General features: G+C 49.0%; 21 protein-coding genes and 4 pseudogenes. 15 read left to right on the top strand and 10 right to left on the bottom strand.

Going from position 1 to position 22,920, the window contains the following annotated elements; translation table 11 throughout:
- The first annotated feature begins 3 nt into the window (after positions 1-3).
- Both MCJ35_RS04770 and arcC read left to right on the top strand, forming a co-directional pair.
- Positions 4-1,275 (top strand): agmatine deiminase family protein, encoded by a 1,272-nt coding sequence (locus tag MCJ35_RS04770; RefSeq protein WP_051400555.1) that lies wholly within the window; start codon positions 4-6, stop codon positions 1,273-1,275.
- 27 nt (positions 1,276-1,302) lie between these two features.
- Positions 1,303-2,244 (top strand): carbamate kinase, encoded by a 942-nt coding sequence (arcC, locus tag MCJ35_RS04775; RefSeq protein WP_025482710.1) that lies wholly within the window; start codon positions 1,303-1,305, stop codon positions 2,242-2,244.
- A gap of 126 nt (positions 2,245-2,370) precedes the next feature.
- On the opposite strand, the gene MCJ35_RS04780 is transcribed toward arcC, so the two are convergent.
- A complete protein-coding gene (locus MCJ35_RS04780; protein WP_025482708.1) occupies positions 2,371-3,693 on the bottom strand; it encodes a cation:proton antiporter in 1,323 nt (440 codons plus the stop codon).
- Between the two features lie 149 nt (positions 3,694-3,842).
- Here MCJ35_RS04780 and MCJ35_RS04785 point away from each other — a divergent pair, with 149 nt between their 5' ends.
- The 6 genes from MCJ35_RS04785 to MCJ35_RS04810 all read left to right on the top strand — a co-directional run bounded on the left by MCJ35_RS04785 (position 3,843) and on the right by MCJ35_RS04810 (position 12,553).
- Positions 3,843-4,736, top strand: a complete 894-nt coding sequence (locus MCJ35_RS04785) for a LysR family transcriptional regulator (RefSeq protein ID WP_008722678.1) — start codon at positions 3,843-3,845, stop codon at positions 4,734-4,736.
- Positions 4,737-4,815: 79 nt separating this feature from the next.
- Positions 4,816-6,591 carry an ABC transporter ATP-binding protein gene (locus MCJ35_RS04790; protein ID WP_025482706.1) on the top strand — a complete coding sequence of 592 codons (1,776 nt, stop codon included), beginning with the start codon at positions 4,816-4,818 and terminating at the stop codon, positions 6,589-6,591.
- A gap of 26 nt (positions 6,592-6,617) precedes the next feature.
- Complete coding sequence (locus tag MCJ35_RS04795; protein WP_025482704.1) at positions 6,618-7,487, top strand: DegV family protein; 870 nt, start codon at positions 6,618-6,620, stop codon at positions 7,485-7,487.
- Positions 7,488-7,505: 18 nt separating this feature from the next.
- On the top strand, positions 7,506-8,957 hold the full coding sequence (locus tag MCJ35_RS04800) for a sensor histidine kinase (protein WP_034576131.1): 1,452 nt from the start codon (positions 7,506-7,508) through the stop codon (positions 8,955-8,957).
- Positions 8,958-9,004: 47 nt separating this feature from the next.
- The gene (locus MCJ35_RS04805) at positions 9,005-9,901 is read left to right on the top strand and encodes a GerMN domain-containing protein (RefSeq protein ID WP_240299783.1); all 897 of its coding nucleotides are present in this window, start codon (positions 9,005-9,007) and stop codon (positions 9,899-9,901) included.
- Positions 9,902-9,967: 66 nt separating this feature from the next.
- Complete coding sequence (locus MCJ35_RS04810) at positions 9,968-12,553, top strand: ComEC/Rec2 family competence protein (RefSeq protein WP_025482701.1); 2,586 nt, start codon at positions 9,968-9,970, stop codon at positions 12,551-12,553.
- An 85-nt stretch (positions 12,554-12,638) separates the two neighbouring features.
- Here MCJ35_RS04810 and MCJ35_RS04815 read toward each other — a convergent pair whose 3' ends face one another.
- The 4 genes and pseudogenes from MCJ35_RS04815 to MCJ35_RS31905 all read right to left on the bottom strand — a co-directional run bounded on the left by MCJ35_RS04815 (position 12,639) and on the right by MCJ35_RS31905 (position 15,411).
- Positions 12,639-13,109 carry a low molecular weight protein-tyrosine-phosphatase gene (locus MCJ35_RS04815; RefSeq protein WP_025482700.1) on the bottom strand — a complete coding sequence of 157 codons (471 nt, stop codon included), beginning with the start codon at positions 13,107-13,109 and terminating at the stop codon, positions 12,639-12,641.
- A 182-nt stretch (positions 13,110-13,291) separates the two neighbouring features.
- Positions 13,292-14,218: a type II toxin-antitoxin system death-on-curing family toxin gene (locus MCJ35_RS04820; protein ID WP_025482698.1), complete on the bottom strand. Its 927-nt coding sequence runs from the start codon at positions 14,216-14,218 to the stop codon at positions 13,292-13,294.
- A 490-nt stretch (positions 14,219-14,708) separates the two neighbouring features.
- A pseudogene (locus tag MCJ35_RS04825) lies at positions 14,709-15,302 on the bottom strand (IS3 family transposase); the annotation flags it as partial.
- Positions 15,241-15,411, bottom strand: a complete 171-nt coding sequence (locus MCJ35_RS31905) for a DUF6783 domain-containing protein (protein ID WP_353656108.1) — start codon at positions 15,409-15,411, stop codon at positions 15,241-15,243. The gene MCJ35_RS31905 and the pseudogene MCJ35_RS04825, both read right to left, overlap by 62 nt.
- Between MCJ35_RS31905 and MCJ35_RS31910 the strand changes: the two are divergent.
- Positions 15,370-15,495, top strand: a pseudogene (locus tag MCJ35_RS31910) (DUF6783 domain-containing protein); the annotation flags it as partial. The gene MCJ35_RS31905 and the pseudogene MCJ35_RS31910 overlap by 42 nt on opposite strands.
- Here MCJ35_RS31910 and MCJ35_RS32510 read toward each other — a convergent pair.
- The 3 genes and pseudogenes from MCJ35_RS32510 to MCJ35_RS04840 form a co-directional block, all read right to left on the bottom strand.
- Positions 15,468-15,563: pseudogene (locus MCJ35_RS32510) on the bottom strand (IS3 family transposase); the annotation flags it as partial. The pseudogenes MCJ35_RS31910 and MCJ35_RS32510 sit on opposite strands and share 28 nt — an antisense overlap.
- 151 nt (positions 15,564-15,714) lie before the next feature.
- Positions 15,715-16,056 (bottom strand): annotated as a pseudogene (locus tag MCJ35_RS04835) (transposase); the annotation flags it as partial.
- 604 nt (positions 16,057-16,660) lie between these two features.
- Positions 16,661-17,050 (bottom strand): UPF0236 family transposase-like protein, encoded by a 390-nt coding sequence (locus MCJ35_RS04840; RefSeq protein WP_025482692.1) that lies wholly within the window; start codon positions 17,048-17,050, stop codon positions 16,661-16,663.
- Between the two features lie 116 nt (positions 17,051-17,166).
- Here MCJ35_RS04840 and MCJ35_RS04845 point away from each other — a divergent pair, with 116 nt between their 5' ends.
- The 6 genes from MCJ35_RS04845 (at position 17,167) to MCJ35_RS04870 (ending at position 22,292) form a co-directional block, all read left to right on the top strand.
- Positions 17,167-17,373 carry a hypothetical protein gene (locus MCJ35_RS04845; protein ID WP_008722699.1) on the top strand — a complete coding sequence of 69 codons (207 nt, stop codon included), beginning with the start codon at positions 17,167-17,169 and terminating at the stop codon, positions 17,371-17,373.
- A gap of 100 nt (positions 17,374-17,473) precedes the next feature.
- On the top strand, positions 17,474-18,865 hold the full coding sequence (locus tag MCJ35_RS04850; protein WP_051400554.1) for a serpin family protein: 1,392 nt from the start codon (positions 17,474-17,476) through the stop codon (positions 18,863-18,865).
- A 301-nt stretch (positions 18,866-19,166) separates the two neighbouring features.
- Positions 19,167-20,057, top strand: a complete 891-nt coding sequence (locus tag MCJ35_RS04855; protein ID WP_162158509.1) for a DUF1266 domain-containing protein — start codon at positions 19,167-19,169, stop codon at positions 20,055-20,057.
- Positions 20,058-20,111: 54 nt separating this feature from the next.
- A complete protein-coding gene (holA, locus tag MCJ35_RS04860; protein ID WP_025482685.1) occupies positions 20,112-21,089 on the top strand; it encodes a DNA polymerase III subunit delta in 978 nt (325 codons plus the stop codon).
- A gap of 17 nt (positions 21,090-21,106) precedes the next feature.
- Positions 21,107-21,679, top strand: coding sequence for a TIGR01440 family protein (locus MCJ35_RS04865; protein ID WP_025482683.1), 573 nt, complete (start codon positions 21,107-21,109; stop codon positions 21,677-21,679).
- Between the two features lie 28 nt (positions 21,680-21,707).
- A complete protein-coding gene (locus MCJ35_RS04870; protein ID WP_025482682.1) occupies positions 21,708-22,292 on the top strand; it encodes a cytidylate kinase-like family protein in 585 nt (194 codons plus the stop codon).
- 256 nt (positions 22,293-22,548) lie between these two features.
- Here the strand turns inward: MCJ35_RS04870 and MCJ35_RS04875 are convergent, their stop codons facing one another.
- Positions 22,549-22,692: a hypothetical protein gene (locus MCJ35_RS04875; RefSeq protein WP_240299376.1), complete on the bottom strand. Its 144-nt coding sequence runs from the start codon at positions 22,690-22,692 to the stop codon at positions 22,549-22,551.
- A 52-nt stretch (positions 22,693-22,744) separates the two neighbouring features.
- Entirely contained in the window at positions 22,745-22,894 is a 150-nt protein-coding gene (locus tag MCJ35_RS04880; protein ID WP_034576109.1) for a hypothetical protein, read from the bottom strand.
- Between the last annotated feature and the right edge of the window lie 26 nt (positions 22,895-22,920).

Raw genomic sequence — 22,920 nt, forward strand, 5'->3', positions numbered from 1 at the left:
GTTATGGATATATTAAAATATAGAGGATTGGATTACAGTGATTTTAGGGTACCGGGAGAATTTGAACCCCAGGAATATGTAATCCTGGGATGGCCGGCAATGGCAGAGTGCATTAAAGGATACAGTCTGCACAAAGCATTTGCCCAGTTAATCAAAATCATAGTGGAGCAGGCGGAAGGCGTGACCGTGTATGTAAACTGCCCGGATCAGGCGCGCGTGGAAAGCTGCAAAAAGGCATTGGCAGAGGAAGATGTGGATATTAATCAGGTGGTAATCACCACTTATCCGGACGGCAGCAACTGGACAAGGGATTACGGTCCTGACATACTGGTGGATGACAAAGGCCACCGTCTCCTGGCTAACCCAAGGTTTAACATGTACGGACAGAGCACGATTGACAGTGTGACTTCCACTCTCTGCGCAAAATTTGCTCCCCATCTTGCTCTTGAGATTGGCTGCAGGGATTTCCTCAATTCCACATTAATCACCGAAGGCGGGGACAAGGAATTTAACGGAAACGGTGTGTTGATGGCTTTGCGGGATACCGAAGTGACCAAGAGGAATCCCCACATGTCCACGGAAGAAGTAGAGGAGGAGTTAAAGCGGCTGTTTAACTTAAAGAAGGTGCTCTGGCTGGAGAAGGGTGTTTTTGACGATGAACTGACCACCTCGGGTGTGTTGGATTATGTGGACGGGGAACCGGTTTACCGCTCTTCTTCCGCCAACGGCCATATGGACGAGTTTGCCAGATTTGTGGGATCCAATACCATCCTCCTCACCGAAATCACAGACGAGGAGGCGGCTAAGCTGAATTCACACCGCATCACAAAAGAGCGCTGCGATGCCGCATACGAGGTTCTGAAAAATGCAACAGACGCAGAAGGCAATCCATATAAGATTGTGCGTATGCCTGCGCCGGAACCCTTCTACGTATATTCCAAACCGGGTGACTGGATTAATGATACATGGTCCTGCCGCTATGGGGAAGGAAATGACTTCCTGGATGACGGAACCCCCATGCCCACAGGAGATATGATTATGCAGCCCGCCTTAAGCTACGTTAATTTCCTAATCCTAAACAACATTGTGATTGCGCAGAATTACTGGGAAGAGGGCAGGCCGGAAAGCATCAGGGAACGGGATAAGAAGGCCCTTGCTGTCTTGCAGGAGGTATTTCCCGATAGGAAGATCGTGCCATTTATAAGTACTGCCCTGAATATCCGCGGCGGTGGTGTGCACTGCGCTACAAAGAATGTGGGAAAGGCATCCAAATAGGTTGAATGAGACAAAAGAGGTGAGACCATGTCAAAAATAGTAATCGCCCTGGGCGGGAACGCCCTTCAGTCCAAGAACAGTAAGCCGACTTCAGAGGGCCAGCTGGAGGTGGTAAGGCATACATGCGGGAGACTGGCTGAAATCAGTGCGCAGGGCTATGAGATGAGCATTGTCCATGGCAATGGACCACAGGTGGGAAGAATCCTTTTGGCCTTCGAGGCTGCTAAGGATGTGACGCCTGTCATGCCCTTTGATGTGTGCGGCGCTATGAGCCAGGGGTATATTGGATACCATATTCAACAGGCATTAAAGTATGCGCTCAGTGTCAGGAATAAGCATTGCCCGGTTGTGACCGTTGCCACGCAGATTGTGGTTGACAAAGACGATAAGGCATTTGAAAATCCTACAAAACCCATCGGCCCTTTTTACACAGAGGCAGAAGCAAAGAAGCTGATACAGGAAAAGGGATACGTCATGAAGGAGGATGCGGGAAGGGGATGGCGCAGGGTGGTTGCCTCCCCCGCTCCCCGCAAGATTATGGAGATAGATGCAATCAAGAACCTTTGGAAATCGACAATCGTGGTTTCCTGCGGAGGAGGCGGCATCCCGGTAGTGGAGAATCCTGACGGGACATTAGAAGGAGTGGCTGCCGTGATTGACAAGGATTTTGCGGCGGAACTACTGGCAGAGCAGGTGGATGCGGATATCATGATGATTCTGACCGAGGTGGAAAAGGTTGCTGTTAACTGGGGCCGGCCGGATCAGAGGAACCTTAACAACATGAGCCTGAAGGAGGCGGCCCGGTATGTGGAGGAAGGGCAGTTCGCCCCGGGCAGCATGCTTCCCAAGGTAGAGGCGTGTATGAAGTTTGTGCGCCAGAACCCGCAGAAAAAAGCCATCATCACCAGCCTGGATAAAGCATTGGAGGCCCTGGAAGGTAAGACCGGGACAGTGATTACGTTCGCGTAAGGTCATCAGGGTGTGATGAGATAGGCAGGATACATAAAAGTAATAAGAATAAGGCGCTCTAAGCCTGCCTGTGAGGTACAAAGGCCGTATCGCAGGGGTAGGTTTGGGACGCCTTTTTTGATGATGTTAAACAACCGCATGCCGGGCCTGGGCTGATACCATTTCATCTGTCTGTCCATTGCTGTTTTCAACGGCGCCCTTCCCTGTATCCGCCGCCAGTTTTTTCGCTGTTTTTTCCACCGCTTTCCCCGCCGCCTTCTCCGGTATACTTCCTGACAGCTTAATCGCCGCCTTGGAACAGGCCGGGCCTACCATTTCATAGAGCAGGCCGCTGGACAGGATGATGGTGGACAGCATGAGGCCGCTTTCAGTTGGCAGCATGCGCTGGCCCAGGACAGCCAGGCCGATGGAAACGCCTGCCTGGGGAATCAGGGCCAGGCCGAAGTAACGGCGGATTTCCGGTGATGCGTGGATGATGGCGGCGCCCATGCTGGAGCCTGCGTATTTGCCTGCAATCCGCACCAGGAAATAGATGACCCCGATGACGCCGGCAGCAGCCAGGCTGGGGATGGCCAGCCGCATGCCGGAAAGCACGAAGAACATCACCAGCAGCGGAGGCGTAAACTGGTTCAGCTGCTTAAACAGATGTTTGTTGCCGCTGGCATTGACATATGCCGTGCCGGAGGCCATGCAGGCCAGGAGGGGGGATACGTTCATGGAAGTGCATATGCCGGCCACGCCCATGATGGTGACACAGGCCAGGACAAGGCTGTGGTCCTTACTGCGCCGTTTGTGTATGAGCCTGCTGAGCATGATGCCGGATACAGCGCCAATGGCCAGGGCGGCCACATTGAACAGCACGGGCAATGCAATCTGTGATACCGTGACAGAACCGGTTCCGGAGTTGGCCTGCACAAAGGCAGCGCAGACGCTGAAAGCCACCAGGGCCACTGCGTCGTCCAGGGCAACCACCTGTAGGATGGTGTCGATGAACGGACCCTTTGCCTTGTACTGGCGGATGGTCATGATGGTGGAGGCCGGAGCGGTGGCGCAGCCAATGGCCCCAAGGAGCAGGCTGAAGGACAGGGACAGGCCTAAAAGCAGCATGGCAGTGGTGATGAACACGCCTGCTGTCAGGGATTCAAACAGGGTCAGTATGACCATGTTCTTTCCGTTGGCTTTCAGGGATGAAAGCTTGAAGTATTTGCCCACCCCAAAGGCGATGAAGGCCAGGGCCAGGTCCGTGACAAAATCCATCTGGCCGATATATTCAGAAGGAACCAGATTCAGGCACCATGGCCCGATGATGACTCCTGCAATAATATAACCCGTAACGTTGGGCAGGTGAAGCCTCTTTGTGATGCGTGTAAGCAGAAAGCCGGATGCCAGCATGATTGCGATACTGAGTATGATTCCTGCTGCTCCCAGATTTGATAAAAACAGTGCCATATGGAACACTCCTTTCTGCGGACAGGGCATAAGGAATTACCCTGTTCCTTTTTTGTTTTGCTTGATTATAGTAGCATTTGGTGATAAAATCAAATGATATTAATTAACTGGTATATAAAATTTATTTATATTGTGAAGGAGATGGTATCGTGTTCGATGCAAAGGTGAAAACCCTGCTGTCCGTCATCGAGACAGGAAGCTATACAAAAGCAGCAGAAAAGCTGAATCTGACCCAGCCCGCGGTAAGCCATCAGATACGGATGCTGGAGAATGAATTCGACATAAAAATCTTTTATAGGGATAAAAACAAGCTGAAACTGACACCTCAGGGCAAGATTCTGGTACAGTATGCACGCAGGGCAGCAGCTGTGTATGCCAATGCATGCCAGGCCATCGAGGACAGCAAATCGGAGACCAGACACCTGAACGTGGGGATTACCCCCACGGCAGGGGAGACCATCATCCCCCAGGTACTGGCTACGCTCTGCAACGAGAACCCGGGCATCCATATAAATATCGGTGTGAATACCATTCAAAAAATTTATACCCGGCTCAAGGCATATGAGCTTGACTTTGCCGTGGTGGAAGGCGCTGTGCCGGACGCGGCCCTGGTGACCACCACCCTGGATACGGATTATCTGTGCCTGGCCGTATCCCCTATCCACAGGCTGGCCAGGGCCAAGACTGTCTCCATCCGTGAAATCCGCCATGAGAAGCTGATTTTAAGAAGCCAGAGTGCGGGTACCAGGCAGCTGTTTGAAAAGCATCTTGGGGCCAGGAACCTGAGCCTCTCTGAATTTAATGTTATGATGGAACTGGATAATGTGTCCATGATTAAGGAACTGGTCAGCATGGACCTGGGGATAACAATCATCGCAAAAAGCGCGTGCCGTGAGGAACTGGCAAGCGGCCGCCTGTCCATCATCCCCATTGAGAATTCTACCATGGTCCGGCAGATTGACATGGTCTACCAGAAGGATTTCATCCACCCGGAACTTATAGAGAACATACGCAGGATATATGAAGAGCTGAAGGCAAAATAGCCCTTCCATTTTTATGGGAAATAGGATAGAATGGATGATAGTGATTTGCTGAAAATGATTTAACAGGAGTAATGTGATTGTGAGTGGAAAAAAAGGCATGAGGACAGGGAAACTGCTTAGGAGTTTCCTTCCCTATTATGGAAGGTATAAAAAAATATTGGTTTTCGACCTGGTGTGCGCGGCCCTGACCACACTGGGGGAGCTGGTGTTGCCTCTGATGCTGCGCTATATCACCAATCAGGGGATGCAGGACCTGGCGGCCCTGACCACAGGGATTGTGGTCAGGATAGGAATGCTTTACCTGGTCCTGCGTATCATTGATTCCCTGGCGGCTTACTATATGGCTTACACCGGCCATGTGATGGGCGTGTATATTGAGACGGACATGCGTCAGGATGCATTTGAACATCTTCAGATGCTTTCGGACAGTTATTACAGCAACACGAAGGTGGGGCAGATCATGTCCCGTATAACCAGCGATCTTTTTGATGTCACGGAATTCGCCCACCACTGTCCTGAGGAGTTTTTTATCGCGGCCCTGAAGACAGTGGTTTCATTCATCATACTTTCAGGCATTAACCTGGAACTTACCTTGCTGATATTTGTACTGATACCGGTTATGATCGTGTCCTGCACATGGTTCAACATGAAGGTGAAAGAGGCATTCCGCAGGCAGCGCAACCAGATTGGCGAGCTTAATGCCCAGATTGAGGATACCCTTCTTGGCAACCGGGTGGTCAGGGCATTTGCCAACGAGCCGGTGGAGATTGAGAAGTTTGGAAAAGGCAATGAAGCCTTCATGAATATTAAGAAATACACCTACCGTTACATGGCTGCGTTCCAGATTACAACCAGGTCCTTTGACGGGCTGATGTATGTGGTTGTCATTGTGGCCGGGGGCATTTTCATGATACAGGGTAAGGTGGAGCCGGGGGATCTCGTGGCTTATACCATGTATGTGACCACCCTGCTGACCACCATCCGCAGGATTATTGAATTTGCCGAGCAGTTCCAGAGAGGAATGACGGGGATTGAACGTTTCCAGGAAATCATGGACGTTGTGCCGGATATCAGGGACAGGAAGGATGCCGGGAACCTGGAAGGAATCAAAGGCGCCATTACCTTTGACCATGTAAGCTTTGAGTATCCGGACGACCATGTGCCGGTTTTGGAAGACATCAACCTGCTTGTGAAGCCCGGGGAGCGCATTGCGCTTGTGGGGCCTTCGGGAGGCGGCAAGACAACGCTCTGCAACCTTCTGCCCAGGTTTTATGATACCACAACGGGGAGCATTTCCATTGACGGACATGATATCCGGGGCGTAACCCTGAAAAGCCTGCGCTCCAACATCGGTGTGGTCCAGCAGGATGTGTATCTGTTTTCAGGGTCTGTTTTTGAGAATATCAGCTATGGACGGCCGGGGGCAACCAGGCAGGAAGTGGTGGAGGCAGCCAAGCTGGCTGGCGCCCATGAATTCATATCAGAGCTTCAGGACGGGTATGACACCTATGTGGGTGAGCGCGGTGTTAAGCTGTCAGGAGGACAGAAGCAGCGCATCAGTATTGCCAGGGTATTCCTTAAGAACCCGGCCATCCTGATCCTGGACGAGGCAACCTCGGCCCTTGACAATGAAAGTGAATACCTGGTGTCCCAGTCCCTGGAGAAGCTGGCCAAGGGCCGTACGACCATTACCATAGCACACCGTCTTACCACCATACAGGGGGCGGACAGGATTCTTGTGCTGTCCGGCAGCAGGATTGTGGAGGAGGGGAACCATGAGGAACTTCTCTCCAAAAAGGGGATGTACTATCAGCTGTATACAACAGCCAACCGTTTGAACCAGGGAATTGCATAGAGGAGATTTTAAGGAGAATTCATTATATGAAGATAGCTATTGTTGCTGACAGCAACAGCGGGATTACGCAGGATGAGGCAAAGGAACTGGGGGTATCCGTCCTCCCCATGCCTTTTATGATTGACGGGACTGTTTATTATGAGGGAATTGACTTAAGTCATGAGGAGTTTTACAAAAAGATGGAGGAAGGGGCTGACATCACCACCTCACAGCCATCCCCCAAGGATGTGCTGGAATGCTGGGACTCCCTTTTGGAGGAATATGACCAGGTTGTCTATATTCCCATGTCCAGCGGGCTCAGCGGCTCCTGCCAGACCGCCCTTATGCTGGCAGAGGATTACGACGGAAGGGTGCAGGTGGTGAATAACCAGCGCATTTCCGTAACCCAGCGCCAGTCTGCCCTGGATGCCAAGGACCTGGCGGCAAAAGGATACTGTGCAGAAGAGATAAAGGATATATTGGAAGCAACCAGGTTTGACAGCATCATCTATATTACGGTGGATACCCTTAAGTACCTGAAGAAGGGAGGCAGGATCACGCCTGCGGCTGCTGCCCTTGGCACCTTGTTGAAAATTAAGCCGGTGCTGACCATAGAAGGGGAGAAGCTGGATGCATTTTCAAAGGCAAGGACCATGAAGCAGGCGAGGCAGACCATGCTGACGGCCCTGGCCCATGACCTGGAGGAGCGTTTGGGCGACAAGGATGCAGGGCATACCTATCTTCAGATTGCCCATACCTGCAATGAGGAAGCGGCGGAGGAACTGGCGGAAACGGTAAAGGAACTGTATCCCCTGGCGCCGGTGTTTGCGGCCCCTCTTTCACTGAGCATTGGCTGTCATATCGGGCCGGGAGCCCTTGCGGTTGCCTGTACCAAAAAGTTAAAGGAGCTGGAGTAATTGCCCAAGGAAAAATTCATGGATAGACTTCGCACCTATGGCATGAGCATAAAGGTGCCGCTGGCCGGACTTGTGATTGCAGTGGCCATCCTGCCCCTGTTCCTTCAGGCCGCTGTCATGCTGGGGTCTTTTAACCAGGGACAGCTGGACGCCAGGACCATAGAGATACAGAACCAGTGCGTCATCCTGAGTAATAAGATGACCAGGTCCGGCTACATGACTGCGGAGAAGAAGAACGCCACGGGATTGGACAGCCAGATGCAGGCCATTGCAGATGTATATAATGGAAGGATTGTCATTGTGAACACCAACTTCCGTGTGGTCACGGATACCTTTAACCTGGCAACCGGCAAGTATTATATATCAGAGGAAGTCATCAAGTGCTTTAAAGGGGAGAACAGCAGCCATTATAACAGGGACATGCAGTATCTGGCCCAGACCATACCCATATCTGACCCGGCCAATGAAAAGAGCATTAACGGAGTGATTGTGGTCACCGCCTCCACGGAGAATATCCTGTCCCTGACAGATAAGGCCATGGGCAAATCCAACCTGTTCCTGGTATGCATGTGCCTGGTGCTGGCCGTGCTGGCAGCGGCTGCGGTCCATATCATCATGCGGCCCTTTAAGAAACTGCAGATGTCCTTTGACCGGGTGGCCCAGGGAGACCTGGACGCGGATATCTCTGAGGATACCTACAGGGAGACAAGGCAGTTATCCCTTTCCGTGCAGAAATCCCTGAGCAAGCTGAAGGCAGTGGACCAGTCCAGACAGGAGTTTGTATCCAATGTGTCCCATGAGCTGAAGACGCCCATTACCTCCATCCGCGTGCTTGCGGATTCCCTGATGGGGATGGAGGAGGCTCCGGTGGAATTATACCGCGAATTCATGACTGACATATCCGACGAGATAGACCGGGAGAACCAGATCATTGAGGATCTCCTGATGCTGGTGAAGATGGATAAGTCGGCAGAAAGCCAGATGAATATCGGGCAGGTGAACATCAACGCGGAACTGGAGCTTATATTAAAACGCCTGCGTCCCATTGCAAAGCGGGGGAACGTGGAACTTGTGCTGGAAAGCATACGCGAGGTGACGGCGGATGTGGATAAGGTGAAGATATCCCTTGCCATCACGAACCTTGTGGAAAATGCCATCAAATATAACCGGGATTCCGGTATGGTAAGGGTCACGCTGGACGCGGACCACAAGTATTTTTATGTGAAGGTGGCGGATACGGGAATCGGTATACCGGAGGACGCCCTGGAGCATATATTCGAACGCTTTTTCCGTGTGGATAAAGCGCGTTCCAGGGAGGTGGGAGGCACCGGACTGGGCCTTGCCATTGCCAAGAATGTAATCCAGATGCATCATGGCATTATCGATGTGGAAAGCACGCCTGGAGAGGGCACTACCTTCAGCATGAGGGTTCCCCTGACCTATGTGCCGAGACAGGAGGTGAAGTCATGATCAGGACGGGATTAAGGAAAATGCTTCTGTTTTGGGTATTTTTAATCATGTCTTCATGGGCGTTCATGGGCTGCAGCAGGGATGAGACACCTACGGCTGCGCCGGAGGAAGGCACCTACCTGGTTTATTACCTGAATTCAGCGATTACAAAGCTGGTACCCAGGTCATATGAGGCTGTTTCAACCAATCAGGAGGCCCTTGTGGCGGAACTGATGGACCAGTTCATCCATGTTCCCAAGGATCTGGACTGTCAGCCAGGTATCACGGATAAGGTGACATTTCAGGGAAGCCGTCAGGAAGAGCAGGTCCTGTACCTGTATTTTGATGTGAACTACACGGCCATGAAGCCTGAGCGGGAAATACTCTGCCGGGCAGCCCTGACCAGGATGATGACCCAGATCCAGGGGGTTGACTATATCAGCATATACTGCGGGGACCAGCCGCTGATGGACCGCCAGGGCAATCCGGTGGGGGTACTGACATCTGGTGATTTCATCATGAATACCAGCAATGTAAATGCATACGAGAAGACGGAGCTGACCCTTTATTTTGCGGATGAAGCCGGCGCCAGCCTGGTGGAGGAAAAACGTGAGGTGGTCCATAATATCAACACCTCCCTGGAACAGCTCATTGTGGAACAGCTCATTGCAGGGCCCGGACAGGAGGGCCATTACCCCACCCTTCCGGCGGACTGCAAGATACTGAGCCTGTCCGTGACGGACAATGTGTGCTATATCAACTTTGACTCGGCATTCCTTGCAACCACGCTTCCGGTCAGTGAATATGTGCCTATCTATTCCATTGTGGATTCCCTTTCAGAGATGACATCGGTGACCAAGGTACAGATTCTGGTGAACGGTTCGCAGAATGTGATGTTCAGGGATGTGATTTCCCTCAATACCGCCTTTGAGAGAAGCCAGGAGTATATCGAAGGCGCGCAGTAGGGAATGCTGCGGATCCATTCCCGCCGCGTGGTGCGTTTGAAACTGAATTGAAAGGAAAAACTTAATATGAAAAGACCGCTTATTGTATTGGCAGCTGGTTTTGTACTTGGAGAGGTGCTTGCCCTGCAAGGTCAAAAAGCGGTGTCCCAGGGGCTTTTGTGGTGGCTGTATGCCGCCGCAGGGCTTTTTGGGGTGTGGTCATACCGGATGTTGTTCCCACCATCCGGCGGAAAAAGACAGGGCAGCAGTGCTGGAAAAACAGCGCTTCTGCTCTTTTTTGTGCTGGCAGCCGGAGGGTGTGCCGGGTATGCCAGAGGTGCATGGGAAAGGGACAGGCTGGACCGTGAAGAAGTATCAGCCGGGGAATTTGCAGGCGCCAGGGCCGTTGTTCAGGGAACGATAGGGAAGGCAGAACCTGGGGAAGGCAGTTTATCCCTTGTACTGGAGGCGGTCAAGGCCCGGGTGGGGAAGGTTGGCAGGGAATATGACCGGGTGATTGTTTATGTGAAAGATGAAGGGGATGGCGGGCTGCCGCGTCTGTTTCCCGGGATGGCGGTTGAGATAAGAGGCAAGCTGGAGGCAATAGAGAGGCCCAGGAACCCAGGGGAATTTGATTTTCGCAGGTATTACCGTTCCAAAGGCGCTGCATGCAGGATGTTTGGGGAGCAATTAAAGGTCACAGGAGAAGAGTACATTCCTTACCAGACCTTTCTTATGAAGTTCAGATCAGGATGCGCCGGGATACTTGACAGAATCTGCCCGGCACAGGACAGCGCGGTGTTCAAGGCAGTACTTCTCGGGGACACATCCGGCATGGAACCGGAGGTGCGCTCCATGTACCAGCGTCATGGGATTTCCCATCTTTTGGCGGTCAGCGGCCAGCACCTGGCCATTATAGGGGGAGGAATCTATCTTATCATGCGCCGTCTGGGGCTGGGCTTTGGCCGTGCCGGGATGATGGGGGCGATGTTCGTCATAAGCTATGGAATCATGACAGGAAGTTCCGGCTCTGCCATCCGGGCTGTAATCATGACCATGTGTCTGTGGCTGGCAGCGTATGGGGGAAGAAGTTACGATACTTTGTCCGCCCTGGGGCTTGCAGCAATCATCCTTTTGTGGAAATCCCCGTATCTGCTGTTTGCCAGCGGTTTCCAGCTGTCTTTTGGCGCGGTATCTGCCATCGGGGGTCTGGGCGGCTGGCTCAGGTCTGGTTTTCATATGGAAAAAGGATGGAGGAACACAATCCTGATGAGCCTGTGCGTCCAGATTGTCATAACGCCTGTGGTGCTTTACCATTATTACCAGCATCCCTTGTACGGCATTTTCATGAATCTTCTGGTGATACCGCTTATAGCCATACTCATGTATTCGGGGATTCTGGGAATCTTTCTGGGAAGTTTCTGGCTGAAGGGAGGAATCATCGCAGTCGGGGCAGGGCACTATGTGCTGTGTTTTTATGAGTGGCTGTGCAGGCAGGCGGAACGCCTGCCGGGATACTGTCTTGTGATGGGGAGGCCGTCCTGGATTCAGATAGTCCTGTATGGAGCCGGGATGGCCGGGGCGCTGTATGGGATCCGGCGGTTGGGGGGCGAGGAACATGGGGATGGGATGGATGATGGTATAATGGATGGCAAAAATGAGGGGAGAAGGGATGGAATAGTAGGTAACGTAAGGGATGGCACAGACGATAGAATAAAAGATGGCGTAAACAATAGCAATAGGGACAAGGTTGGTGGTGGAAAGTGCAGGTACCATATATCCAGGTTCCCTATAGCGGTAACTGCATGTCTGTATGGCCTTTTCTTTTTAATCCTGCTTCCTGTACCGGGAAAGGGGTTAGAGGTAATAATGCTGGATGTGGGGCAGGGAGACGGAATCGTGATGCGTACGGAAGCATTTACCATACTGGTAGACGGCGGAAGCAGCAGTGACAAAAGCCTGGGGGAGAAAACACTGGAACCATGTCTTAAAAGTATGGGTGTGGATACGGTTGATTTTGCTGTGGTGAGCCATGGGGATAGTGACCATATAAGCGGTCTGCTGTATCTTATGGAACACTCAGAGGACATCAGGGTCAGGAACCTGATACTTCCCATGCCTGGCCGGGGTCAGGAGATATATGATGAATTGGAGCAGGCAGCGGAGGCTGCGGGCGGAAAAGTTTTCTACTTGGCACCATCGGATTGCATACAGGCAGGCGGCCTTTATCTGACCTGTCTGTATGCAGGGGGAGAACCGCCGCCGTCAGATGACCGCAACGCCCATTCACTGGTACTGTGTGCGGATTATAAAGGCTTCCATATGCTTTTTACCGGGGATATGGGGACGGAGCAGGAAAAGGGAATGCTGAAACTGGCAGAAAAGGAGGGAAGCCTTCAGCAGGAACATCTAAGCCATGTACAGGTGCTGAAAATGGCCCATCATGGTTCCAATACGTCCTCTGGCGAGGAATTCCTGGACTATTTGAATCCGGACCTGGCGCTTGTCTCATATGGGAAGGGCAATTCTTATGGTCATCCGTCCCCTGAAGTGATGGAACGGATGAAAAAATGCCGTATCCCTGTGATGGAGACAGGATACGGCGGCGCAGTCATATTGCGGACGGATGGGAAAACGCTCAGGTGTGGATACTTTATGGATGGCAGGAGATAGACAGCCGGCTGTTTATGCAAAGAAGTATCGGCAGAGGTGGCGTTTGGGATTTCACTCCGTATCCTCCTGATGCGTGTCTGACCGTTTATTTCCACTGATTCGGGCTGCGCAGTATTTTTTCCAGAAGGGCATTGCATCCAGTGGTGATGTCATTCCAGGTGGTTTCAAAATCACCTGTATACCAGGGGTCCGCCACATCCCTGCTGCTGCCGGCAAATTCCAGTAACTTATGGATTTTGTTATCCGGGTCGCCTCCGGTGATGCGTGTCATGTTGCGGATGTTCCAGTCATCCATTCCAATCAGATAATCAAATGTCCCATAGTCCCTGGGTTTCATCTGTTTGGCCTGATGGCCCTGACAGCTGATGCCTGCCTGGCGCAGTTTTTCCCGGGTGCCCTGGTGGGCGCTGTTTCCAATCTCCTCTGTGGAGGTGGCGGCTGAATCGAGGAAAAACATGTCCTCCAGTCCTTTTTTGTGGACCAGGTCCTGGAAATAGTAGAGGGCCATGGGGCTTCTGCATATGTTGCCATGGCAGATAAATAGTATTTTTATCATCTTGATTATATCCCTTCATAAGCCTTCAAACCTTGATATTACGGGCTGTCCGGCGCTTTTTTCATTTTTCGTGTTTTGCTCCAAACCTACTCTAATCTTTGTAAATCTACGCAAATTCACAGGGGAATGGTGTAGTAAAAGTGATATTCAAATCACTTCTCAATGCTGATCGTGGTTCAGTCTTACCCTTGTATACAATTCATAATCACGCTTACCATCATTTCTTTCTCCTCTGGGTTGGATTCTGCAATCATAATTGTAAGAGCCACAAGAGTGTGGTCATCTATCAATTTTTCTCCATTTTTGAATAGCACATTATTTTTGTCCAAAAAGTAAAGAAATATTGTGGCTGCTATTCTTTTATTACCGTCGGAAAAGCTGTGATTTTTCGTTACAAAGTATAGAAGATTTGCAGCTTTTTCTTCAAGCGTTGGATACACATCTTCACCGGAAAAGCTTTGATAAATTGCTCCAATGCTCCCCTTAAAAGAATCATCTTTTTCATTTCCAAAAAGAGAACTGCTGTCGCCAAATTTCATACTGCTAATTACATCTCTGCATTCTTCATAAGTCAAGACATAGATTGCCTTGTTTCCTGTTGGGCGGCTCATATTCTGATGATCATACGCATCTAAAAGTTCCAGTGCCTGACTATATTTTTCAACAACTGTCAACACTTGTTTTGTATCAAGACTATTTTCTGCTCTTTTCATAACACGTATTACCTCATTTAACTGATTCATACGATTATGATTCACAGCATAACCTTTGATTATGTACTCTTTTAAAATAGAATTTGCCCAACGCCGGAATTCAACACCGCGTTTAGACTTTACACGATAACCAACAGAGATAATGACATCTAAAGTATAAAACGGAACTGGTTGTTTTACTCCATCAACACGCAATTTTTGCGTGTTGTTCTCTTTGTCCAACTCTTCATCTGTGAAGACATTATTTATATGTTTTCTTATTGTTTTTTCATCACGTTCAAATAAAAGTGACATTTGATTAGCGCTAAGCCATACTGTATCGTTTTCTATTGATACTGGTAAAAAAATTCTTTTATCTTTCGTTTCAAATAGCACAATCTCTTTTTTATCATCCATTACATTTCTCCTGTTACTTTATTTTATTATAACAGAACACTTTCCATATAACATACTTCCTGCCACAATTGGGTAGAAACCGTCTACCCAATTCATATCACAACAAAATATCTGTCAAAATTCCACACTAATACAAAAAGTACTCTTTTTAAATTTTTACTTGTCACATCAAGGCTCTGACCTAAATTCAAATGGCGTAGTAGTGGTGTGGTAAGCGCCTTTCTCTGTCGTGAAGCCATTGATTTTACTGGCTTTTCCGGGATTTTTCAAGATGTTGCCGTGGCAGACGAAAAGGATATTAATGGTATTCTGAAATTGCTTGCTCATACACGTTATCTCCGTTGAATTTTGATAGCTAAAGTCTACTATAAATTTGCGTGATGGACAAGAGCAATTTTCTGTTTGCGACCTTTACAGCCAGTTTATCATTTCGTATAATGGGTACAGGCAGTTCTGATCTGACCCCAAAAAGTTAGACAAAAATTGATGGTTACGCAACTAATGAGGATTGAATCCTGTATTGGACAGGGCTCAGTCCTTTTAGTTTGTTCTTAATCCGTTTGTTATTATAGTAATCTATATATTTTTCCAGTTCAACTCGAAATTCTTCTACGGAGCTAAATTCCCTCAAATACAGCAATTCCGATTTCAGCAATCCAAAAAAATTCTCCATGACAGAATTGTCTAGGCAGTTTCCTTTCCTGGACATGCTTTGACGGATACCTTTTTCCTGTAACCGCTTTTGGTATTGTTTGTGCTGATATTGCCATCCCTGATCACTATGAAAGATAAGGTTTGTATCCTCCGGAATCTTTAAAAATGCCTGATCGAGCATATCTAGGACCTGATTCAGTACTGGATGTTCACTGATGTTATAACTGATGATCTCCCCATTATACATATCGAGGATTGGCGAAAGATACAGTTTCTTTCCAAACAAAGAGAACTCGGTTATATCTGTTGTCCATTTTTTATTTGGCGCATCTGCCTTAAAATTCCGTTGAATGAGATTTGGTGCTATTTTACCTACCTGCCCTTTGTAAGACCGGTATTTTTTGATTCTTACCATGCATTTCAAGCCTAGAGCGTGTTTGAAAATTGCTTTCCGTCAGCTGTGCGTCCCACTTTGTGGGAGATTTGGTCCCGATGAGGGAGGCGTAGCGGGCTACGTTGACCGAATTGGGACCAAATATGCCGCGAAGTGGGGCGTGCAGATGGCGGGAATGAATTTTCAAACAGGCTCTAGCAGTCCCATCAGACGCTGTACCGTTTTGTGATTAATCCTGTAACCACGGTTGTGGAGCTCCATAGTAATCCGGCGATAACCATAGCGTCCTTGATTTTTCCCGCTCTTGAACTAAGGCGTTCAATTTTTTTAAGTATTCATTCTCCATTCGAAGGCGTTGCACTTCTGCCAATAAATCTTCGTTCGTATTTATATCGTTTTTAGTTTTTCCAGGTCGTTTTGTTCCCATCTTAGAAGCCCTTCCTCGATTTTCTTTATATAGAGCCTCTTTTCCTTCTTCATCGTATTTCCGTTCCCACATAAGTACCGTTCTTGGGGATGGAATATTAAAATGAGCGGCAGTCTGCTGTTGGGAGGCTCCTGTGCTATGCATATATTCTACAACAGAAACCTTAAAATCTCCACTGTATGTTCCAGGCCTTGTGCAAAGCCCGGCCTCCCCATTTTCATTATATAGATGAATCCACTTTCTCAAGGAGGATCTGTCCATGCAATATTTTTGGGCCAACGCTTTAATACCCAGACCACCCTCAAAGTATTCCTTTACCAACTTAAGCTTTAATTCATCACTGTACATTCTTCTTCCTGACATAGAAAAACCCCTTTTATTAGACGATTTTTCTGTCTAACAAAAGGGGGTTCACTTCACCTACCAAAGCAAATGTGACTATTTTTTGAGTTAAAATTCTTTGGAAGCCACTCACTGGAGTGAACTGCCTTTTTTGTACCTTTATTATAAAACAAGTTTGGTTTATCTGTCAATCATGATTTTTACGTGTGATAGCGTCAGTTTACTTTCGGAAACAAGAGGATAGGACTCATCCCTATGGCATGATTAAAATCTGTTCCTTCCAGGTTGTCATATCCTGTCTGTTTTTTACCGCCTCTTTTCAGTTTCCTGATTTTACGTTCAGCAGACACACAAACCAAAGGTTCCCTGCCGCTTGCCTTCCTTGACTTGTGCGTATGCTTCCCTGTATGGTTGTAGTCAGATAATAAAACGTATTTTAGGCAACCAGCTCCCGGTTAATCCGTACGCGCATCCATTTCAGGCTATGCTGTTCAAACCCTGGCACCCAGTCGCACCCATGCCCTCTCCAGTCCATCGGGCGGCGGCTCAGCCTCTTGCTCGGTACATGGCTTACCTGGCCTTGTATACAGCATTTCCAGTTGGTCCCTGCCTCTTCCGCCCGGATTCAGATTCCGTCCCATTGGTTCAGGAAATCGCCAAGTGCCCCCTCTACCTCCGCATACTTCCTGTCTTCCTCTGTTACCTTCAGAATCTCACCATAGACCTTCTGCAACATTTTTGTGGTGACCCTCAGGCATTCCCAGATTCCACCTTTTACTTCTTCCGCGCTGTCCGGTGGATGCGATACCGAGGCATTCACATATTTCATCGTATGGAACTTATCCAGCACAAAACGGCCCTTCCATAGGACTTCACAGGAAGACTGGAGCCGCCGGTAGATGTCAAGGACTGCTTTTTCATCCAGTGGCGCACGGGTGAAGGACTGATGTATGGGCCGGATGGATTTCTCAACAAGAAAGTACAGAGTGACCGGCTCAATGGATTTGTGGTCCAAAGGATCGGCAGGCCTCTGATAAAGGTTATGAAATGCCTTTTTTATTATACAGAAAAATGGGGGTACAATTTAAGTCAATTATTCGAGGTTTGCTGTAGTAATAGGAGTGTTCTTAAATGAATCCAGGAGAATTTTCAAATAAATTTGAAGTGACATTAGCCGAATCAGGAGCGTTGCCGAAGGGATTTGGAGTCTTGCCAGATAATTTAGAAGACTTACCGGACAAAGTACAGGGGCATACCATGTGCTTTGCAGACCGGACTTATGACCGGAGAGAAATGATTTCCTTAAATGGCCTGGCTTATGGTATAATAAACCCATAATATGACAGTTCAAATATACTATGTGAATCCCTTAATGTTTTATCAGACTTATAATAAAACATTGAGTTACCGGATTGTGATTGCAGGAGGATGAAGGATTATGGGAAAAGGATGGAAAAGAGAAAGGAAAAGGGGCTGGGTGCATACGTCTGTTACCATCTGCACATCCGCTTTCTTTTGTTTGACTGCAGTCTTCTGCGGGGCAGTGTTTCTGGGCGGCTGTGCAGGAACAGGCAGCGCCAGTGTAAAAGCTCCAGCACCTAAAACAGTAAATTACAAGGCTGATGACTACGACAGCTGGAATGAATTGATGCAAGAAAACCAGATATCAGATTCCTTTAAAGATGCACTGGAGCAATTTGCCTTTCAGAGCGGAAGCCGGGTCCTGAGGGCAGGCCATGGGAATGTCAATTACAGTCCCCTCAGTCTGTACTATGCGCTGGCCATGGCTGGATGCGGTGCAGACGGTGAGACTGCTGCCCAGATAATGGACAGCCTTGGGGTGCAGGACCAAAGCCAGCTATCCGGGCAATGCAGGAAGCTTTATCAATGGTTTTATTATGATGGGCAGCATCGAAAGAGCCGGAACCAGGAATATAAGGAAGAAGATGACAGTTCCATAGAGTTGGCCAATTCCCTCTGGATTTCCAATCAGCTGAAACTGAAAAAGGATTACCGGAAAATGGCTGCCGCCCAGTTCTTTGCATCTTCCTATCAGGTGGATTTCACCAGCCGGGAAGCCGGGGTACAGATGGGAAAATGGATTTCCCAGGAGACAGATGGAGTGATGCAGCCTGAATTACAATTGTCTTCCGATACAATGATGGCGATTTTGAATACATTGTATTTTTATGGAGGCTGGAAGGGTGCCTTTTCTGTGGCAGAAACAGCTGATGATAACTTTACAAAGACTGATGGCAGCCAAGTGACCTGTTCCTTCATGAACCGTGTGGATAATTCCGGGAGATTCAGGAAAGGGGATGGCTGCACGGTGTCTGCCCTGGCCACAGGCAATAACTGCAGCATGGTATTCCTGCTGCCGGACCAGGGGCATAGTGTGGATGAGTTCCTTAATACGCCGGAGCAGCTGGAAACCTCTATGGATACGGATTACAGAAAATGGAAGAGCGGTAAGGTGACATGGAAAGTACCTAAATTCTCCTTTGGCAGTACATTTGAACTGACCGGGCTGTTGCAGGACATGGGCGTGGAGAAAATGTTTGTTCCAAAAGCTGAGTTCAGCAAAATCTCAGAATCGCCCTTGTTTGTAACCAATGTTATTCAGGAAACGCATATGGGGATTGACGAGAAAGGGGTGGAAGGAGCCGCTTATACCATGATAGTCTTAGAAGAAGCAGGTATCTTCATGTCTGAAGAGAAACTGGAGGCAGATATGATTCTGGACCGTCCGTTCATCTATGGGATACAGGACAATAGAACCGGTACATGGCTGTTCCTGGGCGTGTGCCGTAATCCGGCGGATGGGCAGTAGGATAAAATGGTATATGGGCTGATGCACTTTAAACCATGATATATCGCGAACTATAGATACACAGAAAATCGTGATACGCAGCAAACCATGGTATACAGCAGACCGTGATATACAGCAAATCGTGATACACAGTAAACCGTGATACACAGCAAACCATGGTATACAGCAGACCGTGATATATAGCAAATCGTGATACACAGTAAACCGTGATACACGGCAAACCGTGATACACAGCAAACCATGATATACAGCAAGTATATGGGATATGTTGCAAATCATGGGATTAAACGGAGGAACTATAATGAGATGTAGTAGAGTCGTAACAGCGATACTGCTCTGTGCGGTATTTTCCGGCAGTATTCCTTCTATGCATGGAGAAATCCTGGCGTCCCAAACAGGAAAGCCCCATGCCGCGGCGTCCCGGATAGGAAAGCTCCGGGCGGCGGTATCCCAGGCAGGAAAAATCCAGGCCGCGGCGTCCCAGACAGGCACCGCCCAGTTCACTGAATCCCGGACCTATCCCGATACGGTACGCTGGTTCACAGCCACCTATGCTGTCTGGAGTGTGCGCAATGGCGCTGACCTTTATACGCCGGGAGGAGGAACGCCGGATGAAGCATTTTATGCATTGGTCATTAAAAGCGTCATGGAGCGGGACTGGGGTATCCGGGACCGCCAGTCTGCCCAGTCAATGATTTCATGGCTGGAGAACGAGGGGCATAACCAGGCGCTATTGAAGTATTATGAGGAGCATGATCTGGGGCAGTATGAGACGGATATAGATTTGAATGCATCCTGGGACAGCGGCCAGGGGGAAATCTCCGATGGGGAAGCGGCCCGGCAGATGGCTGCATATATGGGATACAGGACATATGGGGCGTATGCTGCCTCGGGATGGGACTACAGCCGCGCCCTGATGCTGTTAGGCCAGTGTTATGTGGCGGGGTACTATACGTATGAGGAGGCCATGGACAAGTCCCTGGAGTTGGGGAAAAAGCTCCAGTCCATGTTCCCGTCCTGGGAGGATTTCATGCAGAGCTATATGTATGGATTCGTGTACTGGAGCAGATCAGACCCTACAGAACCACAGTCCGAGTTTCAGTACCGTGTAAGCATTTATCACTATCTGGACTCTTTGGAGGACGGTCCATTTAAGATGGATTGGAACATGGAACTGAAAAAAGAGTGGTGATCATGGCCTGATTTGTGCTATACTTAATACAGAATATGGAAGGACAGCCCTTATATGCAGACATTAAACCAGGACATAAAGGACCACAGCTTTAAACCGGTGTACCTCCTGTTTGGCGAAGAGGCATTTCTGAAAAAGAGCTATAAGAACCGCCTAAAGGATGCCATCACGGACGGCGACACCATGAATTATAATTATTATGAGGGAAAGGGCATGAATGTGAACGAAATCATCGGCCTTTCCGATACCATGCCATTTTTTTCTGAAAAGCGGCTTATACTGATGGAGGACAGCGGGTTCTTCAAGGGCGGTGCCGGTGCGGATGAGATGGCGCAGTACATGGAGCACATTCCTGAAACCACATGTCTTATTTTTGTGGAATCAGAAGTGGATAAAAGGAGCAGACTATATAAGGCAGTTAAAAAGTACGGGTACGCGGCGGAACTGTCACATCAGGATTCCAGCCGGCTGGCCAGATGGGCTGCAGGCATCCTGTCTAAAAATGGCAGGAAGATAACAGGACGTACCATGGAGTTTTTCCTCAGCAAGACCGGGGATGACATGGAGAATATAAGTTCGGAGCTGGAAAAGCTTATCAGTTATACCATGGGCCGTGATATTGTTACGGATGAGGACGTGGAGACAATCTGCACCACCCAGGTGACCAACAAGATATTTGATATGATTAGCGCTATTTCAGCCAGGCAGACAAGGAAGGCCATGGACCTGTACGAAGACCTGCTGACGCTGAAGGAGCCGCCCATGCGGATTCTTTTCCTGATTGCCAGGCAGTTTAACCAGATATTACAGGTGAAGGAACTGGTGGGAAAAGGAATGGATAAGGGGACCATTGCATCTAAACTTAAACTGCAGCCCTTTGTGGTGGGGAAAATCATGCTCCAGGCAAAGACATTTTCAAAAGAGCAGATCCTATCCTATGTGAACCTCTGTGTGGATGCAGAGGAAGGTGTGAAGACAGGTAAGCTCCAGGACAGGCTTGCCGTGGAACTTTTGATAACCAATCAATATTAATAAGAAGGATGAAGGCGATGGATATGATGGAGACAATTGAACTGAAGGATATTGAATGCCAGGTAAAACAGGTGTTTAAGGAACTGCTTGAGGTGGCCCGTTTAAAGCCTGGTCAGATACTGGTCGTGGGCTGCTCTTCCAGCGAGATAGACAGCTTTAAGATTGGTTCCCACTCCAACGGTGATATCGGGATGGCTGTATATACAGCCCTGAATGAGGAGTGCAGGCCCCTGGGGATTTATCTGGCGGCACAGTGCTGCGAGCATCTTAACCGAGCACTGATCCTGGAAGAGGAGGCTGCGCTGAAATATGGCTATGAGCCGGTCAATGTGGTTCCCCAGCTCAAAGCAGGAGGTTCCTTTGCGACGGCAGCATATGCAACCCTGGAACGGCCTGTGGCGGTGGAACACATAAAGGCGCATGCGGGGATTGACATCGGGGATACCCTTATCGGCATGCATTTAAAGGATGTAGCCGTGCCTGTGCGCATCCAGACCAAGGAAATCGGCAGCGCCCACGTGGTATGCGCAAGAACCAGGCCTAAGTTCATTGGCGGTATAAGAGCCCGCTATGATGAGGAGAATATGTAGCAAAAACAATAACAAGGAGGAGTGGTTTATGAACAGAGCGATTACAATCAGCCGTCAGTATGGAAGCGGGGGCAGGGAGCTGGGGGAAAAGCTGGCTAAGAAGCTTGGGATTCCCTTCTATGACAAGGAATTGATTGCAATGATAGCCAAAGAGGGCAACATAGAACCATCCATACTGGAAGCAAATGATGAGGTGGAACCGGACCTGGACAACTACTCCACCCGTCTGATTGAACCGGAATACCAGATTGCCATGACACAGCGCATTTACGCGGTCCAGGAGACAGTCATCAAATCATTGGCGGAAAAGGGCGCGTGTGTGATTGTGGGCCGCTGCGCGGATGCCATACTTCCTGATGCAGTGAATATCTTCGTATTTGCTGATATGGAGAGCCGCATCAGGCGGATCATGTCCCTTAATCCTGACCTGTCCAGGGACGAGGCAGTGAACAGCATTGAAATCGTGGACAGGAGGCGCAAGGCCTATCATGAGTATTATTCCCCAATCGAGTGGGGAAAGATGGATGCCTATGACATCTGCGTGAACAGCGGTTTGATTGGCGTGGACGGCTGCCTGGACGCGGCCCTGGCGTATATAGGGCATGTAAGATAGTACATAATGAAGCAGGACATGATAAAGAAGTACATAATAAAGAAGTATTTAATAAGTATATAAGTATATAAGTATATAAGTATATAAGTATATCCGAAAGCCCTGATGGCCGGTCATCTGATGATGTCTGTGCCCTCAGGGCTTCTTGGCTTATGATGGAATGAAAATGGATGAGATTCATATATAAGGCCAGATAAAGCCAGGGATGACACCGTATCGGAAATCGTCCCTGGCTTTTGTGCCCTTTAATGATTGATTAATTCCCTCCAGGCCCATCCCGCCGTGGCCTTGAAGATTCCGGCAGCGGTTCCACATAACCGCAGCTTTGCTTCTTTACATGGTCCGTGTCGTTGGAGCAGTCCCTGTTGGTTGCCTGGGCTGTTTCTTTTTCCTGGTTCATTGTTATCACCTCCTGGTTCGGATATTCCGTCTGTTTGCGAAAAAGGCAGCTGTCAGCTGCCTTCTTTCACAATCTTTTCCAGAACCTGAATCAAATCCTGCAAGGTTTCCAGGTGCACATTGCGCTTCAATATGTCATTCTTCAGGTCTATGGAAAGACTTTCAAATTTGTCCCGTATTTTCGGGGAAACATAGGATGCCATTTCTATCACCTCGGTGTTAGTATGCG

Origin of the sequence: Enterocloster sp. OA13 (assembly GCF_022440595.1) — a bacterium.
GTDB classification, from domain to species: domain Bacteria; phylum Bacillota; class Clostridia; order Lachnospirales; family Lachnospiraceae; genus Enterocloster; species Enterocloster hominis.